This window comes from Vibrio sp. SCSIO 43136 (assembly GCF_023716565.1).
Lineage (GTDB): Bacteria > Pseudomonadota > Gammaproteobacteria > Enterobacterales > Vibrionaceae > Vibrio.
In genome coordinates, this window is sequence record NZ_CP071848.1 from 1,644,918 (window position 1) to 1,660,675 (window position 15,758).

Here is a 15,758-nt window from a genome sequence, read left to right on the forward strand (position 1 = left end):
CTAAATCAGTGTCAGATGATTGATATGCCCTGCCCGCAATGGTCTAATATCCGCTCGTCCCTTGCTATCCGGTGTTTTCGATGTCTCACGACCATCAGCCTTCATACTTCTTCTTCGATTACGAAACTTGGGGAACCAATCCCGCTAAAGACCGACCAAGTCAGTTTGCTGGCGTTCGCACTGATATGGATTTCAATATCATTGGTGAGCCGTTAGTCATTTATTGTCAGCCGCCAAGCGATTACCTTCCAGCACCTGAAGCTGCTTTAATTACGGGCATTTCACCGCAATTGGCGCAAAGCAAGGGGCTTCCAGAGCCTGAATTTATCGCAAAGATCCACCAAGCACTTTCGGTACCTAATACCACCAGCCTTGGCTACAACAGCATTCGTTTTGATGATGAAGTCACTCGCTATACGCTCTACCGTAACTTCTTTGACCCTTATGCATGGAGTTGGCAAAACGGAAATACCCGCTGGGATTTGTTAGATGTGATGCGTGCAGTGCATGCCTTGCGTCCGGATGGTATCGAGTGGCCTGAGCGTGAAGATGGGTTTCCTAGCTTTAAGCTTGAGCATCTATCGGTCGAAAATGGGATTGAGCACGAAAATGCCCATGACGCAATGGCCGACGTAATTGCTACCATTGAACTAGCGAAAAAGGTTAAACAAGCACAACCTAAAATGTTCGACTATCTATATAAGATGCGTACCAAGCGTAAGCTTAATGAGCTAGTCGACATTGTAAATATGACGCCGCTAGTCCACGTATCGGGTATGTTAGGTGCAGAATGTGGCTACACAAGTTGGATGGTGCCTGTTGCTTGGCACCCTACTAACCAAAATGCGGTGGTAATGATTGATCTTGCAAAAGATCCGCAGCCACTGCTTGATCTGACAGCAGATGAATTACGCCAGCGACTATATACCCGCCGAGATGAACTTGCAGAGGGTGAGCTACCCGTACCAATAAAACTCGTGCATCTGAATAAATGTCCAATTCTCGCCCCAGCGAAAACCCTCACGGCTGAGAATGCAGCCAATCTAGGGATTGATCGAGAGCAATGTTTGAAAAACCTTGCACTATTGCGTCAGCATCCTGAAATTAGAGAAAAGCTCACGGCTTTATACAGCCAAGAGCGAGAATATGACAATGACACAGATGTGGATACACAGCTTTATAGTGGCTTCTTCTCTCACGCAGATAAGGCTGCGATTGATATCGTGCGTGAGTCCACTCCTGAGCAGCTTTCGGTGCTCGATCTTAATGTCGCAGATGAGCGGATCAAACCTCTGTTGTTTAGGTATCGCGCCCGTAACTTCGAGTGGAGTTTGAGCGAAGACGAGCAGCAGCGCTGGAACCTTTACCGACGAGATTATTTCGAAACTCGCCTTCCAGATTACTTGCTAAATCTAGAGAACCTAGTGCATGAGCACGAAGGGGACGAACGTAAGTTGGCGCTACTAAAGTCTATCTATCGTTACGTAGAAAAATTGGTATCGTAAGTCAATGAAGGTTATTAAACTCATCGCAGGATACCTACTCTCGTTTGCGATTATATTGGCCTGTTTAGCGGCCGGTAATCTACTTCAGTCTTTGCTTTCCGTTTCAATCCCGGGAAGTATTTTTGGCATGTTGATCCTATTTGCACTGCTTGCAACCGGCTTGGTCAAAATTGATTGGATACGTCCAACATCGACGCTGTTTATCCGCTATATGATCTTGTTGTTCGTACCAATCAGTGTCGGTCTGATGAATCACTATGAGATGTTGCTAGAAAACGCACTGCCGATCCTAGCCAGTGCGATTGGTGGAACAGCGATTGTTTTGGTTTGTCTATCACTCGCTATCGAGCGACTGCTAGGAGAGAACAAGAAATGATCTGGTTAGCTGTAACCGTTGTGGTCTTTTTTGCAGCAAGAGCGATTGCTGCCAAGATAAATAACCCTATTGCCAACCCGCTAGTGATCAGTGTATCGGTAATCATTACTGCTCTAGTTATGTTAGATGTCGATTTTGAGACTTACTATCAACAGCATCAATTACTGACTGAACTGCTGCAACCTGCGGTCGTTGCTCTCGCCTACCCACTGTATGAACAACTGCCGGAGATCCGCCGCAACTGGAAGATCATTTTACTCGCGTGTAGCGTGGGCAGTATCATGTCGATGTTTACTTCGGCCATCATCGCTGTGTATTTAAATACCGATTTGACGCTGATCGCAAGCTTGTTAGGAAAATCAGTCACCACACCAATTGCGATGGAAGTATCTAGCCAACTAGGAGGCGAGCCAGCCGTTGCTGCTATTTTTGTTCTCTTGGTCGGTGTGTTTGGAGCGATGTTTGCCTATCCAATTTATAACCTAATTGGCGTCACTCACCCTATTGCCAAGGGGCTCACTATGGGTACTGTATCTCACGCACTGGGCACCGCAACTTGCATAGAAAAAAGTGCAAAAGATGCTGCTTTTAGTTCACTGGCTCTGGTTATATGTGGGATCATCACTTCAATTTTGGCACCTGCTGCGTACTTCTTCGCCCAGTCATTACACCAATGGTTAAACCTCTAAAGACCATTTCATCTCGGTGCATCGCCCCTACCTAAATTGGCGATGCACCAACGATTAAACCTCAGTTAGCGAATACCCCACTTGTTTATTACATCAGACTCAGTAATATAACCGACCAAATACGATAATGATTATCATCCCCACTCTCATTTAGTAAGGATTGCTATGAAACTGGCTCGGTTAATTTCCCTCATAACATTACCATTGATCTTAATCTCCACCGCGGTTGCTAAACCTATTTCGGTGAAGCACAACCTTGGCACCACTCAAGTAGAGACCAAACCAGAACGTGTCATTGTAATTGGTGTTGGTCCTTTAGATGCCATCGATTCGCTAGGGGTAAAACCCGTCGCAGTGGGTGGCAAAGCCTATTTCCCAGAATATCTAAGCGAGTACAAAGGCAATCAGTATCCCTCTGTTGGTTCCCTTTTTGAACCTGACTTTGAAAAGATCTATTCACTAAAACCTGACTTGATCATTGTTGGTGTCCGCGCATCTAGTAGTTATAAAGACCTTTCTGAAATTGCTCCAACGCTAGTGCTTGAACCCGACCCAAAAGGTTCGTACTGGCAAACTACTCAAGCTATGTGGCGCTCTTTAGGTAAGGTGTTCGAGAAGCAACAAGAGGTAGAAAAATGGATAGCTAGCTTTGATGGCCAGATCAAAGCTTTATCAGTGCATATTCAGAAGCAAAACTTGGATGCATTGACCTTGATTAGTTCTGCGGGCAACGTTTCTGCGTTTGGTAAAAACTCTAGATTTTCTACTATTTACAATGATTTTGGTTTTAAAGAGACCGTTGAAGGGCTGAAAGAGTCTCGACATGGTGACATCATATCGTATGAGTTCATCAAAGAAAAAAATCCTCAAGCCATGTTGGTTATCGACCGTGACTTTCTCCTCAGTAAGGGCAAAGAAAGCTCAAAGAGCAGCTTTGACAACGATTTGGTCAAACAAACTGATGCATACAAAAACAACCGCATCCAATTTCTAAACATCTCAGCATGGTACTTGGCCGCAGGTGGTGTACGGGCCGTCGAAACCATGATTTCTGATGTAAAACAGGTCGTTGTGTATCAATAAATGGTTATTTTAAGCACCATCTTAGTACTGCTTAGTGCAGTATCCTTATTTGTCGGTGTGAGTAACATTACACCGACAGATCTACTGACAATGAATCACGATGCTTGGCATACCATCACAACCAGTCGCTTACCACGACTTCTCGCCGTTGTGCTCGCAGGTGCAGGAATAAGCATCGCAGGCCTGGTCATGCAGCAAATCAGTCAAAACAAATTTGCTGCCCCCTCCACCGCTGGCACTATCGAGTGTGCGCTACTTGGCTACGTTCTGAGTCTGGTGATCTTCGGACACGGAAATGCTCTGTGGTTAGTGTTTGCCTGCGCTCTTGTAGGCACCTTCGTCTTCGTACAGCTCATCTACCGGATAAAGTTTAAGAATGCCGTGTTAGTACCACTGATCGGTATTATTTTCGGTAACGTGATTGAATCTATCGCCACTTTTTTTGCCCTCAAATATGACGTACTGCATAACGTTCAAGGCTGGGGAGTTGCTAACTTTGCCAACATTCTCCAAGGGGACTATGAGCTGCTCTATATCGCAGTCCCTGTTGCTATTTTAAGCTATGCCTATTCAAGTCGCATTTCGGCCGTAGGGATGGGAAAAGAGTTTGCGATTAACTTAGGGCTAAACTATCAACAAGTCGCTTTCATTGGTGTCACTTTAGTGGCAATTACTTCAGCAAGTGTGGTTATGATTGCTGGCAAGTTGCCCTTTCTCGGTCTAATCGTTCCCAACTTAGTATCAGCGGCATATGGAGACAACTTACGACGAAACATCCCACTGACAGCCATGCTTGGCGCTATCATCGTTCTGGGATGTGACATTGTTGGTCGCTTGGTGATATTCCCGTATGAGCTTTCGGTATCCATGGTGATCAGTGTGCTTGGCGGTGGTTTGTTCCTTTACTTGATCACAAGAAGAGGAAGCCATGTCTGACCGTAACAAACTAATATTGCTGGGCATCATCTCGCTAATAGGATGTGCCTTATATCTTGGTCACGGGCTCAACGCCGACAACTACCAGTACTTTCTGTCACGTCGTATACCTAAAGTCATCGCCATGATATTGGCATCATTTGCGATCGCCCAGTCATCACTTGTTTTTCAAACCATCACTCACAATCGCATTCTAACCCCTAGTATCATGGGCTTTGATGCACTATTCCTTCTAACGCAAGTAATCATCGTGCTCTTGTTCGGGGGAATGAGTCAGTGGCTTCTCAATGACTACTTAAACTTCAGTGTCTCCATGGTGGTCATGATGGCATTCTCAGTCACTCTGTTTGGGTTCTATTTCCATAAAGAGCGACGGAATATCTTAGTGTTATTGCTTATCGGCGTGATATTCGGGCAGTTTTTCTATGACATGGGCAATCTGATCATCATGGTGCTATCGCCTAATGATTTCTTCTCTGTGCAAGAAAAAATGTTTGCCAGTTTCAATAACGTAAATACCGAGATTGTCTACCTGTGTGTGCTGCCTCTTTTGATCGCGTCGATATTGCTATGGAGAATTCACCATACGCTGGACGTGTTTTGGCTAGATAAAGACAACACCATTAGCTTAGGGGTAGACCCAAAGCGCACCACCCGATACGTGATGTTGGTGAGTTCGGTGCTGATTGCCATCTCCACCGCAGTTGTAGGCCCTATTCTGTTCTTTGGCATTTTGGTGACCAACTTAACCCGCGAAATCTTCTCTACCTATCGACATAAAACTCTCTTGATTGGCTGCTCGCTGCTCTCTGTTTCTGTGGTTCTCGCAGGCCAATGGGTGGTAGAGCGCGTATTGCAATTCGACACTACCCTAAGCGTAATAATCAATTTTGTTGGGGGTATCTATTTCTTAATTCTGCTTAGCCGCAATAAAGTGGTTTAGAGGTTCCATGGTTACACTCAACAATCTACACAAACAGTACGACAACCAAATCGTTATTGATGACGCAAGTGCCAGTTTCAATAAAGGCGAGATCACTTCAATCATTGGCCCTAATGGCGCTGGTAAAAGTACGTTACTCTCGATGGCTAGTAGGCTGCTAATGCCTGATGCTGGTGACGTCATCATCGATGGAAAGGCAATTCAAGATTGGGACACTTCTAAGCTAGCCACTCGGTTATCGGTATTGCGCCAAACCAATAACCTCAATATGAGGTTTACGGTGAGGGAACTGGTTGCTTTTGGCCGCTTTCCCTACAGCAAAGGGAAACTGACGGATAGAGATCAACAGGTCATAGACGAAGCTATTGAGTTCTTGGACCTTGTTGAGATAAAAAACCGTTATACGGACCAACTCAGTGGAGGCCAACGACAACTCGCTTTTATTGCGATGATCCTTGCTCAAGATACCGATTATATTTTGTTAGATGAACCGCTCAACAATTTGGATATTCGTCACTCATTGCAGATTATGAATACCGTGCGTCGCTTAGCGGAAGAGAAGCAAAAATCTGTCGTGGTAGTGATCCACGACATCAATTTTGCGGCTTATTACTCCGACACTATCATTGCACTAAAGCAAGGAAGAGTAGTCGCTCAAGGCGGAATTGAAAAAATTATCGAGCCCAAGATGTTGGAGTCAATCTATGACACGCCATTTACTGTTGAAGTCAATCAGGGCAAAAGAAGTTGCCAATTTCTTATGCCCTAGTCGCTTCGACAAATTCACTTGGAGACTGGCCAAATGTCTTGCGAAAAGCGTTAGTAAAATTGGACGGGTGTTGATAGCCCGCATCATATGCGGCTTCCGTGATGCTAGCCATACCAGCTTGAAGCTTTTGTTTGGCAATCTCTAAACGTCGGTGACGGATATAACCTGTCACCGACATACCCAATTGAGATTTAAAGCGTCGTTGTAACGTCGATACACTAATGGCTGATACCGAAGCAATTTGGGCTAGGTCTACTGGCTTAGAAATATTATCTTCAATGTAACTGATGATAGGCTCTACTTGGTGATATTGGTGACTTGGCAGACTTTCTTCACTGCTCGTGTCTATCTCCGTGGCAAAAATTTGGTGCTCAAAAGTGAGTTGTTCCAACAAATGTACCGCAAGGTTTTGTAACTCGCACTCTAGGCGCAAGTTCGCCATAAAGCTCGTTGGCTCGGTTTGAGATATCAATTGATTGGCAAGTACAGCCAACTCGTCACTCAAGTTAAATTCCGAGTATGCTTTATGTGTCGCAAGAAACTGCTGAAGATGCCCTTCTCCCTGGATTCTCTTATCTAGCCACTCTCTCATTACGATGACATTCAACTTAACAAAATGACTATCTTGCGTCAGGTGTTTTCTAAAGTTGGCAGGTTTATTGAGGTTCACAGCGACAACTTTCGGTTTGCTTCCCTTGGCCACCAAATCAAAGTTCAAATCGTCGTAGCCAAATTTCTGCCTACCCTCGAGCACTATAGTAAAAATGAGCGCAGGTGGTGCGGAAGAAAGAATGCTTCTGGTATTGAGCTCCTGACAGCTTCCCGTATATAAGATCAGTCCTCCTTGACTTCGATAGCTAGTAAATTCGCCTTGAACCAGAGGAACTTCCTTGGTCGCATGGTTACCTATGATGACCTTTGACTTATGCCGTTGCTCCATTTTGGTCAACGTGAATGCTTTAGCATTCTGTGGATGACGTGCTCCCATAACCCTGCCTTTTTTGAATAACAGTTTTACGTACACGCATAACTGATTCGTCTTTCAATAATCTCCCCAGAAAAATACCATAACTGATAATAATTACCATTAACAAATAGGATTACTATTCATGGAAAAGGTATTCCAGTTGAAGCCTACTCTATTGGCCAGTGCGGTTTGCATGGCAATTTCCCCGTTTTATCTCCAAGCTGAAGTTGATTCAGAATCTCAAGCACAAGACAGCGACTACTTTGAAAACGTTGTTGTTTGGGGTGCAAGGGTATCTAGCTCATCAGAATCTCTTGTGGCAGAGGACATGTCGCTTAAACAGGCAGATCATCTATCAGATTTGCTGCGTGATGTTCCCGGCGTTGACGTAGGGGGGACACACTCTGTTAACCAAAGGATCAATATCCGTGGTCTCAGTGAAACGGATCTTGATATCCGTCTTGATGGTGCTTCTCAACATGCCAACATGTTCCACCATATTGGCAACCTCACTCTTAACCCTGACATCATTAAATCTGCTGATATTCAAGTAGGTAACAATTCGGTCACTACGTCTGGGCTTGGCGGTGCGGTGTACTTTGAAACCAAGGACGCAAAAGACTTGCTTCGCCCAGGTGAAGACTTTGGAGCTCGTGTTTTTGCAGGCTACGGCAACAATGCCAATCAGCAAGGCTCGGTGACCCTGTATGGGCTACTAAGCGATAACGCAGACGCAATGGTTTATGCCTACGGTGTTTCCCGAGACGATTGGAAAGATGGGGAAGGCAACAAGACATTTGGTGTAAAAGGCAAGACATATAACTTACTTGCCAAAATTGGTTATGATTTGGATGATTATCAACGCATCCAGTTTAGCTATGACAAGTACAAAGACGATGGCGACTACAACCCACGCCCTGATATGTCAGGCGAAGCCAATAACGGGCTATCAAACGACAAACTCATTCCTACCATTTATGATCGCGATACCTTAACACTTGCCTACAAACTTGATGGCAAAGCGCACAATGGAAATGTCACTGTTTATCAAAGCAAAACAGAACTCGAGCGCGATGAGTCGGTAATGGCGGGCGCATGGCCAGGAAACCGCGTTAGCTTAAATACCGCTAAAAATACCAATACAGGACTGGGGGTTAAGTTCCAATCAGATTTAGATCTTGCCGGAAAACCAAGTCAGATAACCTATGGTACTGACATTAAACAGCAAAAAAGTGAAAGCAACTACGGCGGAACGCCATTTGCGTCTGAGTCCGCTGTAGGAAGCGCCATCTTTGCTGAAAACAAACTTTGGTTCAACTCAGACTTTTCCCTTCTCGCCGGATTACGTTACGACAATCATAAACGGAATGCTGAAACAGGCGACAACAGTTATAACGACGTAACTTGGTCACTTGGTGCTGACTGGCAGTTGCATGAAGACCTTGCCATTTTCGCCAATACCCGTACGTTATTCAAAGCGCCAGAACTGCTTGAAACTTTCGTCGCCTACCAAAACGTGGCCTACCTAAAAGAAGGCACTGTCGCTGAAACTGGTCATAACCATCAGATTGGATTGAGATTCAATAAAGAGTTGGGTGAACATTATGTCGGCACTAACTTGACCGTGTTCCAAACTCGCATTAATGACTACATTGCCGAGGCCTACCAAAGAAGCAGTGCAACTTATTTGATTTACAACTATGGCGACATTGAGATCAAAGGTTTTGAGTTAGCGGCAAACTACAGCTACGACATGTTCCAAGCAAAAGCATCTTACGCTAAGTCAGATATGAAAGATCTAGAGACCGGGGACCCAGTTCCAGCCGCAACAGGAAGAAGCGCCGATATTGGTGATTCAATTGCCGTTACGCTTGACTACCAATCACTCGACTTAGAAACCATCTTTGGTTGGACATCTATCGTCGTACTTGATGAAGACAATGTTTTCGAAGGCAACCCAATCAAGGAAGGATATAAAGTGCACAACTTATATGCTCAGTGGGTACCGAGCAATGTTGATGGCCTCTCGCTTACCTTTGGTGTTGACAACGTCTTCAATGAGAAGTACGTATCACACGCATCACGCAGTGGATCTGGGCGCGGTGTCGCTTTTGATGACTACGAACCGGGCCGCAACGTGAAAGTCTCAGCCTCATACCAATTCTAATCACTCTTAAGCAAAGCCCTCAAATCCTATTGAGGGCTTAACCAAAGAACATACATATGAAATCATACACTTACATTCAATCTGAGCATGTTGAGAAATACTTAGTCACCCTATGCCGCCATTTTGCTAGAAAAGTTCCTGCCACCTGGGATGACTTAAGCGGAAAAGTTGAATTCCCAATGGGGACCACGTCCTTTTCACTAGACCAAGAAAACAAGCGCCTAAATATTGAGTGCAACGGTAAACACCCTATTGCCCTCATCGCTCAACAACGTATTCTCAATAAGCATATGGATATGTTCTCTAGACGAGAAACTATTGTTTTAAAATGGAAATTTCGTTGGAATAGCCTTTTTACGCAAAACAAGTAACTTTAATGTGATTCGACTCACATCTAACCTAAATGTAATTGATTACATGTGTGAGTCGACTCTTAAACTGCAACAGAAACATTCGTTACATTCAATAACGTGATCATAATCACTGTATCGTATCATTATTTTTCTCACAATGAGCCTATTCCCTACCAGCCTACCTAGTAGTAGGCCACACTTAGTTGACTCAACTTTAGGGTCGAGCAAAGGAAAAATAATGAATAAAAATCTAGAAATCGCTTTAGAACAGATGCCTGAAAACTTGGCACAGCCTCTAAAGGCAATGATTACAGATACCAACTACGATGCGACCCTGTCTGCTGATCAATTTAACCAGCTACTAACCTCATCTGGTTTGAGTGACAAAGAGTTAAGACTTGCACTACTTCCAGTCGCAGCTAGCTATGCAAACGTTCCTCTGTCTGATTTCTATGTCGGTGCTATCGCTCGTGGCCTTTCGGGAAGGTTGTATTTTGGTGCCAATGTAGAGCTTGATGAGGTCCAGCTAGGACAAACCGTTCACGCCGAGCAGGCCGCTATCAGCCATGCTTGGATGAAAGGTGAGCAAGGTCTTAAGGATGTTACCATTAACTTCAGTCCATGCGGACACTGCCGTCAGTTCATGAATGAGCTTAATGGTGCTGAAAACCTGAAGATCCAACTCCCTGACCGTGAGGAAAAGGGACTATACGACTATTTGCCTGAAGCGTTTGGTCCTTCTGATCTTGGTATCGAAGAAGCGTTAATGCGCCCTAAAGCGAAACAGCCTGAGCTACATTCCGACAGCAGTTTAATGCAATCAGCGCTCGACGCTCTAATGATCAGCCACTCTCCTTATACGAAAAATCCTTCTGGTGTGGCTTTGCAACTGCGTGATGGCTCTGTGTATAAAGGGGCATATGCAGAAAATGCTGCGTACAATCCAAGCCTACCACCTTTACAGGTTGCATTAGTGCAAGTCCGACTGTCTGGAAAATCCTTTTCCGATATCACTCATGCTGCGTTGGTTGAAACTAACGGTAGCAAAATGAGCCACTTAATCGACACTCAAGGTACATTAGAAGCCATTAACCCCGATATCGAACTCGAATATCAGCAAGTTGGATGATTTCTCAACAAAGGCTCGCAAGAGCCTTTTTTAATTTCTATTTCTAAGCTAACCTTAGCGCCGTTATCCCCCTTCACGAGAAATATCATGTTCGAATATCAAGGCAAACAAATTGAGACCGACGCACAAGGCTACCTGCTTGATCATACATTGTGGGAAGAAGGTATGGTTGAGATTTTGGCTGCTGAAGAAGGTATTGAGCTCACTGAGGCCCATTGGGAAGTGGTGCGATTTGTGCGCAATTTCTACCTAGAATTCAACACATCTCCTGCCGTTAGAATGCTAGTGAAAGCCATTGAAAAAGAGCACGGACCTGAAAAAGGCAACAGCAAATACCTGTTTAAGCTATTTAAACAAGGACCAGCAAAGCAAGCGACCAAATTGGCCGGGCTGCCTAAGCCTGCTAAGTGTTTGTAATCAACGAGCGATAACAGGTCGGTAAAGCTCAATAGGCAGTAGCTGGGAGTACTCTCAGCTACGAAATGTCAGCGTTAAAAAATTTGCAGCTACAAGATGTCAAAACCCTTCATTGCGATGTAATCAACCTCTTCAGCAGTCACAGAGTCGACTTGCGCTGTGCGAGGACCATTTTCCAACCACAAAGCCAACTTGTTAATCGCATCCATTGAACCCGTCACTTTTACCTCAACATCCCCGTTGTTTAGGTTTTTTGCGTAACCGTTTAAACCTAGCTGGTGACCTTGATGAGCTGTGTGATATCTAAATCCTACCCCTTGAACTAAACCTTTTACGCAAAACCGCACACACTTTTTATCCATACTTATTTCCTTGCAACATACAAATGATATAGTTCATATCACATTATAATGAAAACACGCTGTAATAAACGTAATAGAGAGCCACTACTATGAAAGAGATTCCATTCCGTTGGATCGATAAATATCTAATTCACCTGACCTTGCAAGAAAAGTTTTACCTTCTCTTTTTTCTACCGTTAATCGCTGTGCTCACCACTTTTGGCGTACTCAGTTTTGCAGCAGATAACATGGCCGCAGATATCGCTACTCGCAGTGCAAATGAATTGGCAAATTTAGCTAACAACCCAGATGTGAGCCTACTCAGCTATCTAAGCACTACTCAAGTTGTGCTGCTGTCAGTTGTCTTCTTTATTTTAGCGCTTGGTGTCTACTATGTGATGACATTTATTGGTGGTGCGATGTTCTCAACCAATAAAGCTATCACTACCCTAGTCGATGGTGACCTAACCAATCGCTTGAACTATTTCCCTGTTCGAGACGAGTTCAGCGTCATTGCCATTAACATCGATAAAGTAGCTGCCCGAGAACAGTCTCTCGTTCAAGCGATGCAAGAGTCGGTTGCCTTGATGCAACAGATCAGCTCAGAGCTCAACTTGTCTTCAGACAGCAGCTTTAGTATCTCTAATCAGCAACATGCCAATTTGGACTCGCTGGCCAGTGCCACAGAGCAAATGGCGACGACTATCCGTGAAGTTGCTAATCTAGCCCATGATTCGAGTGTTCAAACCAATGATGCCCGAAGTGTTGCACAAAGCGGCCAATCAAAAGTGAGTGAAACACTAGGAGCTATCTCTGAACTAAGTAACGAGATCCAGTCTGCGGCAGCAGCGGTTGCGGAACTTGATCAAAATGCGACTCAAATTGATGAAGTCGTAAGTACCATCAATGGTATTTCTGAGCAAACTAACCTGCTAGCACTTAACGCCGCCATTGAAGCCGCTCGCGCCGGCGAACAAGGGCGTGGTTTTGCGGTTGTTGCTGATGAGGTAAGAACACTCGCAGGACGCACGCAGCAAGCGACTGTCGAGATCCAAACCATGATCGAAGCACTGCAACGTAACAGCAGCTCTTTGACCAAACTAATGGAAACGACGGTTGAAAATGCAGGCTCTGGACAAGTATTGATGAATGAAGTCGACCATCAAATTGGCGACTTGGCGGATAAAAACCAGTTTATCTCTGAAAGTAGTACTCAGATCGCAACCGCTGCTGAACAGCAAGGTGTAGTGGCTGATAGTATTGCAGAAAGCGTTGAGAACGTACGTAACCAGTCGATTCAGGTCAATGACATGATTCAATCCTCAAAAGGTAACATTGATAAGCTGCGCACCCAGAGTGATGACATGGAAAAACTGCTCACAGGCTTGAAAGCGTAAGCTTCATCTTCTCTATCCACTAAAACAAAAAGACCACTCATTTGAGTGGTCTTTCTTTTGCGACTTATTTGTCAGCCTCGATACTTTCGACGCGGGCTTTTAGTTTTTGCCCAGGTCTGAACGTTACGACACGTCTAGCAGTGATTGGAATGTCTTCGCCGGTTTTCGGATTACGTCCCGGTCTTTCATTCTTGTCGCGTAGATCAAAATTGCCGAAGCCTGACAGTTTTACCTGCTCGCCACTTTCTAGAGCAATTCTGATCTCTTCGAAAAAGGCTTCTACCGTTTCCTTGGCATCCCGCTTGCTGTAACCTAACTTTTCAAACAGGTTTTCTGCCAAATCGGCTTTCGTGAGCGCCATAAAACTTCCCTCAAAGCTGTGTTAAACCTTACTACTTTTCAGTAGCGCCTTAGCAATGTCTAAAGTCAAACAACACATCATTGACTTCATAATCAAAAGTGTAAGCCAAGCTTATGATTTTGGCTAATTTTTTTCTGAAATTATCATGTTAACAAAAATATCCCTGATGATAATTTAATCACTTCTTGAGTGGATAATTGCAATTATGCGCCACAGCATGGTTTATAAATAGAATTATCAGCCACTCACTATGAATATTTCAGAATAATTAACCAATGTAATTTTTTACATTTAATTTGAAAATTTTCTTATACTTTTCATGCTCTTGAGTGTCATTCTGTACAAAAAGCACTCTATGATATTGATTCATATCTACTGGTAGCATACGATCAAACGCAACGAACCTCTGTCTCCTTTTACAGCTAGTATTGAGCTTTTAGTTAAAGTACTAAAAACTCCACTTAACCTGCGCAAAAACTAAAGATGCAGGGCTATTACCAAACAAACTGTCGCTGCTACCATCGAATCGCTGAAGTACTCCAATCAACTGAAGGTTATCGCTTAACGAGTAGGTAGAGTTAAGCGATGCAAACCAAGAATGGTCTTGATAATAAATGGTCGATACTGTTGTTCGCCACAAAGGGGTAACGTCAAAACCTAGATCAGCATAAAAAGTATGAGTGGTAAAGCTAAGCGTTTTTGCACTAAGAGGCAGGTTCACGTACGCAATCGCCGATTCCGCCTCTATAGGGTTAGAGATATGCAAGTAAGCGAGTCTTCCAAGCCAATTTCGATTTCCACCAAAACTGTAATCTGTTTCAAGGCTCGCCACTGTACTTGCTTGCTGCGGAACGCCATTCCACTCATCCCGAGTAGGCTTAAAATAGCTTGCTTCCATTCTTATGCCTGCACCGTATCTATCTCCGGCCAAACCAAAACCAACCACTTGATCGAGTAGTGATTTACCGACAATAATCTGGGCATCCCAACCTTGGTGATTAAGCAGATATCTGCCCGCATAACTATCAAGATCTGTATCGCGATTAGGGCTATAGACAAGGTCCCACTGACTAGCAAAATCGAGCGAACGGCTAATCGCAATCGAATCACTGCCACTGCGCTCTTCATAGTCAAAATCATAGATTGAGAAAGAGTTGAATATATCGTTAGGGTTCCAAATTGTGGTCATTGCCCAATTGATCCTCGACCGCCCAGCCCTAAGTCGCCAGTCTTGGTTTTGCCACTGGACGTATGCCCGATCAAATTGAGTGGTACCCAGCACACCGTCGTTGTCGTACCAATGGGTCGTCAGATCCATGTACCCTTGATCTAACCCAACCAAATATGCGTACCCAGGGTGGCGACTGCTCTCCCCCCAAATAAGTCGATTACGCATACCCAAGTTCACTTGAAACTCAGGACTGAAACGATATTCAAAATTGAATCGTTGATGGATCAGATGATCATAACTGGTTGTACTATTTTTCGGTATATTCGCTGTTGCCATGTACTTTACATAGCCATTGAGATCATAGTTTTTTTGCGGTGTTAACCCAGGAATTTGAGCTGCGGAAATCGAAGCCCACAATGTACAAAAAGTCGCTGGAAGTACGATCACATTTCTCATAAAGATGACTGCTGTGACTGAAGCTTATCTTCTTTAAGCATGCCATCTTCGAATACTATCACTCGTTTGGCACGTGTAATGACTCGTGGGTCGTGGGTCGAGAAAATAAACGTTGTGCCCTCCTGCTCATTCAATCTCTGCATAATATCCAAAAGTTCTGAGGTGCTCTGGGCATCCAAATTAGCGGTCGGTTCATCTGCCATGACAAATCGTGGTTTAGGCGCCAGCGCTCTGGCAACTGCCACCCTCTGCTGCTGCCCACCCGATAGGTTGCCAGGGATTTTATCTTGCTGCTGTTCCAGCCCAACTTGTTTAAGAAGATCTTTAGATCGTTGCTGGCACTCTTTGGCACTTCGCCCTTGAAGCTGCATGACAAACTCAACGTTTTCCAGCGCAGTTAATACAGGCAACAAACTATAGTCTTGGAAGATAAAGCCAATGTGGTCTCGGCGAAACCCTATCAAGTGTTTCTCACTCAGTTGGCAGATGTCGGTACCATCGATCAGAACCTCGCCACTGGTCGGTTTATCAATACCACCCAACATGTTAAGCAACGTGGTTTTTCCAGACCCCGACGGCCCCATCACAGCGACGAACTCCCCTTGTTCGATCACTAAATCAAGAGATTTAACGGCTTTAACCGGAAACTCACTATCCGGATTATAGGTCTTATTGAGCGCCTTCAATTGAATCGTCAT

At 44.5% G+C, this 15,758-nt stretch carries 17 protein-coding genes; 12 read left to right on the top strand and 5 right to left on the bottom strand.

The window, feature by feature from the left end; translation table 11 throughout:
• Positions 1 to 80: 80 nt before the first annotated feature.
• The 7 genes from sbcB (at position 81) to J4N39_RS07590 (ending at position 6,301) form a co-directional block, all read left to right on the top strand.
• On the top strand, positions 81 to 1,505 hold the full coding sequence (gene sbcB / locus J4N39_RS07560; RefSeq protein WP_252017671.1) for an exodeoxyribonuclease I: 1,425 nt from the start codon (positions 81 to 83) through the stop codon (positions 1,503 to 1,505).
• Positions 1,506 to 1,509: 4 nt separating this feature from the next.
• The gene (locus tag J4N39_RS07565; protein ID WP_252017673.1) at positions 1,510 to 1,881 is read left to right on the top strand and encodes a CidA/LrgA family protein; all 372 of its coding nucleotides are present in this window, start codon (positions 1,510 to 1,512) and stop codon (positions 1,879 to 1,881) included.
• Positions 1,881 to 2,570 (top strand): LrgB family protein, encoded by a 690-nt coding sequence (locus J4N39_RS07570; protein WP_252023659.1) that lies wholly within the window; start codon positions 1,881 to 1,883, stop codon positions 2,568 to 2,570. The genes J4N39_RS07565 and J4N39_RS07570 overlap by 1 nt, the downstream gene beginning before the upstream one ends.
• Before the next feature lie 171 nt (positions 2,571 to 2,741).
• Positions 2,742 to 3,653: a siderophore ABC transporter substrate-binding protein gene (locus tag J4N39_RS07575; protein WP_286036835.1), complete on the top strand. Its 912-nt coding sequence runs from the start codon at positions 2,742 to 2,744 to the stop codon at positions 3,651 to 3,653.
• Complete coding sequence (locus J4N39_RS07580; RefSeq protein ID WP_252017677.1) at positions 3,654 to 4,589, top strand: ABC transporter permease; 936 nt, start codon at positions 3,654 to 3,656, stop codon at positions 4,587 to 4,589.
• Complete coding sequence (locus tag J4N39_RS07585) at positions 4,582 to 5,532, top strand: iron chelate uptake ABC transporter family permease subunit (RefSeq protein ID WP_252017679.1); 951 nt, start codon at positions 4,582 to 4,584, stop codon at positions 5,530 to 5,532. The genes J4N39_RS07580 and J4N39_RS07585 overlap by 8 nt, the downstream gene beginning before the upstream one ends.
• Before the next feature lie 7 nt (positions 5,533 to 5,539).
• Positions 5,540 to 6,301, top strand: a complete 762-nt coding sequence (locus J4N39_RS07590; RefSeq protein ID WP_252017682.1) for an iron ABC transporter ATP-binding protein — start codon at positions 5,540 to 5,542, stop codon at positions 6,299 to 6,301.
• Here the strand turns inward: J4N39_RS07590 and J4N39_RS07595 are convergent.
• Entirely contained in the window at positions 6,291 to 7,289 is a 999-nt protein-coding gene (locus tag J4N39_RS07595) for a helix-turn-helix transcriptional regulator (RefSeq protein ID WP_252017684.1), read from the bottom strand. The two genes, J4N39_RS07590 and J4N39_RS07595, sit on opposite strands and share 11 nt — an antisense overlap.
• Positions 7,290 to 7,410: 121 nt before the next feature.
• Here J4N39_RS07595 and J4N39_RS07600 point away from each other — a divergent pair, with 121 nt between their 5' ends.
• From J4N39_RS07600 to J4N39_RS07615, 4 genes are all read left to right on the top strand, one after another.
• Positions 7,411 to 9,435 (top strand): TonB-dependent siderophore receptor, encoded by a 2,025-nt coding sequence (locus J4N39_RS07600; protein WP_503061722.1) that lies wholly within the window; start codon positions 7,411 to 7,413, stop codon positions 9,433 to 9,435.
• A 56-nt stretch (positions 9,436 to 9,491) separates the two neighbouring features.
• Positions 9,492 to 9,806, top strand: a complete 315-nt coding sequence (locus J4N39_RS07605) for a DUF2218 domain-containing protein (RefSeq protein ID WP_252017686.1) — start codon at positions 9,492 to 9,494, stop codon at positions 9,804 to 9,806.
• Positions 9,807 to 10,026: 220 nt separating this feature from the next.
• Positions 10,027 to 10,917 carry a cytidine deaminase gene (gene cdd / locus J4N39_RS07610; protein ID WP_252017688.1) on the top strand — a complete coding sequence of 297 codons (891 nt, stop codon included), beginning with the start codon at positions 10,027 to 10,029 and terminating at the stop codon, positions 10,915 to 10,917.
• A gap of 87 nt (positions 10,918 to 11,004) precedes the next feature.
• Positions 11,005 to 11,334, top strand: coding sequence for a TusE/DsrC/DsvC family sulfur relay protein (locus J4N39_RS07615; RefSeq protein ID WP_252017690.1), 330 nt, complete (start codon positions 11,005 to 11,007; stop codon positions 11,332 to 11,334).
• An 89-nt stretch (positions 11,335 to 11,423) separates the two neighbouring features.
• Here J4N39_RS07615 and yccX read toward each other — a convergent pair whose 3' ends face one another.
• Positions 11,424 to 11,696: an acylphosphatase gene (gene yccX / locus J4N39_RS07620; RefSeq protein WP_252017692.1), complete on the bottom strand. Its 273-nt coding sequence runs from the start codon at positions 11,694 to 11,696 to the stop codon at positions 11,424 to 11,426.
• Positions 11,697 to 11,785: 89 nt separating this feature from the next.
• Between yccX and J4N39_RS07625 the strand changes: the two genes are divergently transcribed.
• Complete coding sequence (locus J4N39_RS07625) at positions 11,786 to 13,072, top strand: methyl-accepting chemotaxis protein (protein ID WP_252017694.1); 1,287 nt, start codon at positions 11,786 to 11,788, stop codon at positions 13,070 to 13,072.
• A 64-nt stretch (positions 13,073 to 13,136) separates the two neighbouring features.
• Here J4N39_RS07625 and ihfA read toward each other — a convergent pair whose 3' ends face one another.
• From ihfA to J4N39_RS07640, 3 genes are all read right to left on the bottom strand, one after another.
• Positions 13,137 to 13,433, bottom strand: a complete 297-nt coding sequence (gene ihfA, locus J4N39_RS07630; RefSeq protein ID WP_252017697.1) for an integration host factor subunit alpha — start codon at positions 13,431 to 13,433, stop codon at positions 13,137 to 13,139.
• 448 nt (positions 13,434 to 13,881) lie between these two features.
• Positions 13,882 to 15,060, bottom strand: a complete 1,179-nt coding sequence (locus tag J4N39_RS07635) for a hypothetical protein (RefSeq protein WP_252017699.1) — start codon at positions 15,058 to 15,060, stop codon at positions 13,882 to 13,884.
• Positions 15,057 to 15,758: an ABC transporter ATP-binding protein gene (locus tag J4N39_RS07640; protein WP_252017702.1), complete on the bottom strand. Its 702-nt coding sequence runs from the start codon at positions 15,756 to 15,758 to the stop codon at positions 15,057 to 15,059. Before J4N39_RS07640 ends, J4N39_RS07635 begins: the two co-directional genes overlap by 4 nt.

Excerpts from the sequence above, each read along its gene's own strand:
- ihfA (WP_252017697.1), bottom strand. The coding sequence starts at position 13,433 with ATGGCGCTCACGAAAGCCGATTTGGCAGAAAACCTGTTTGAAAAGTTA.
- cdd (WP_252017688.1), top strand. The coding sequence starts at position 10,027 with ATGAATAAAAATCTAGAAATCGCTTTAGAACAGATGCCTGAAAACTTG.
- J4N39_RS07625 (WP_252017694.1), top strand. The coding sequence starts at position 11,786 with ATGAAAGAGATTCCATTCCGTTGGATCGATAAATATCTAATTCACCTG.
- J4N39_RS07640 (WP_252017702.1), bottom strand. The coding sequence starts at position 15,758 with ATGACGATTCAATTGAAGGCGCTCAATAAGACCTATAATCCGGATAGT.
- J4N39_RS07635 (WP_252017699.1), bottom strand. The coding sequence starts at position 15,060 with ATGAGAAATGTGATCGTACTTCCAGCGACTTTTTGTACATTGTGGGCT.
- J4N39_RS07590 (WP_252017682.1), top strand. The coding sequence starts at position 5,540 with ATGGTTACACTCAACAATCTACACAAACAGTACGACAACCAAATCGTT.
- J4N39_RS07605 (WP_252017686.1), top strand. The coding sequence starts at position 9,492 with ATGAAATCATACACTTACATTCAATCTGAGCATGTTGAGAAATACTTA.
- yccX (WP_252017692.1), bottom strand. The coding sequence starts at position 11,696 with ATGGATAAAAAGTGTGTGCGGTTTTGCGTAAAAGGTTTAGTTCAAGGG.
- J4N39_RS07600 (WP_503061722.1), top strand. The coding sequence starts at position 7,411 with ATGGAAAAGGTATTCCAGTTGAAGCCTACTCTATTGGCCAGTGCGGTT.
- sbcB (WP_252017671.1), top strand. The coding sequence starts at position 81 with ATGTCTCACGACCATCAGCCTTCATACTTCTTCTTCGATTACGAAACT.
- J4N39_RS07615 (WP_252017690.1), top strand. The coding sequence starts at position 11,005 with ATGTTCGAATATCAAGGCAAACAAATTGAGACCGACGCACAAGGCTAC.
- J4N39_RS07595 (WP_252017684.1), bottom strand. The coding sequence starts at position 7,289 with ATGGGAGCACGTCATCCACAGAATGCTAAAGCATTCACGTTGACCAAA.
- J4N39_RS07565 (WP_252017673.1), top strand. The coding sequence starts at position 1,510 with ATGAAGGTTATTAAACTCATCGCAGGATACCTACTCTCGTTTGCGATT.
- J4N39_RS07580 (WP_252017677.1), top strand. The coding sequence starts at position 3,654 with ATGGTTATTTTAAGCACCATCTTAGTACTGCTTAGTGCAGTATCCTTA.
- J4N39_RS07585 (WP_252017679.1), top strand. The coding sequence starts at position 4,582 with ATGTCTGACCGTAACAAACTAATATTGCTGGGCATCATCTCGCTAATA.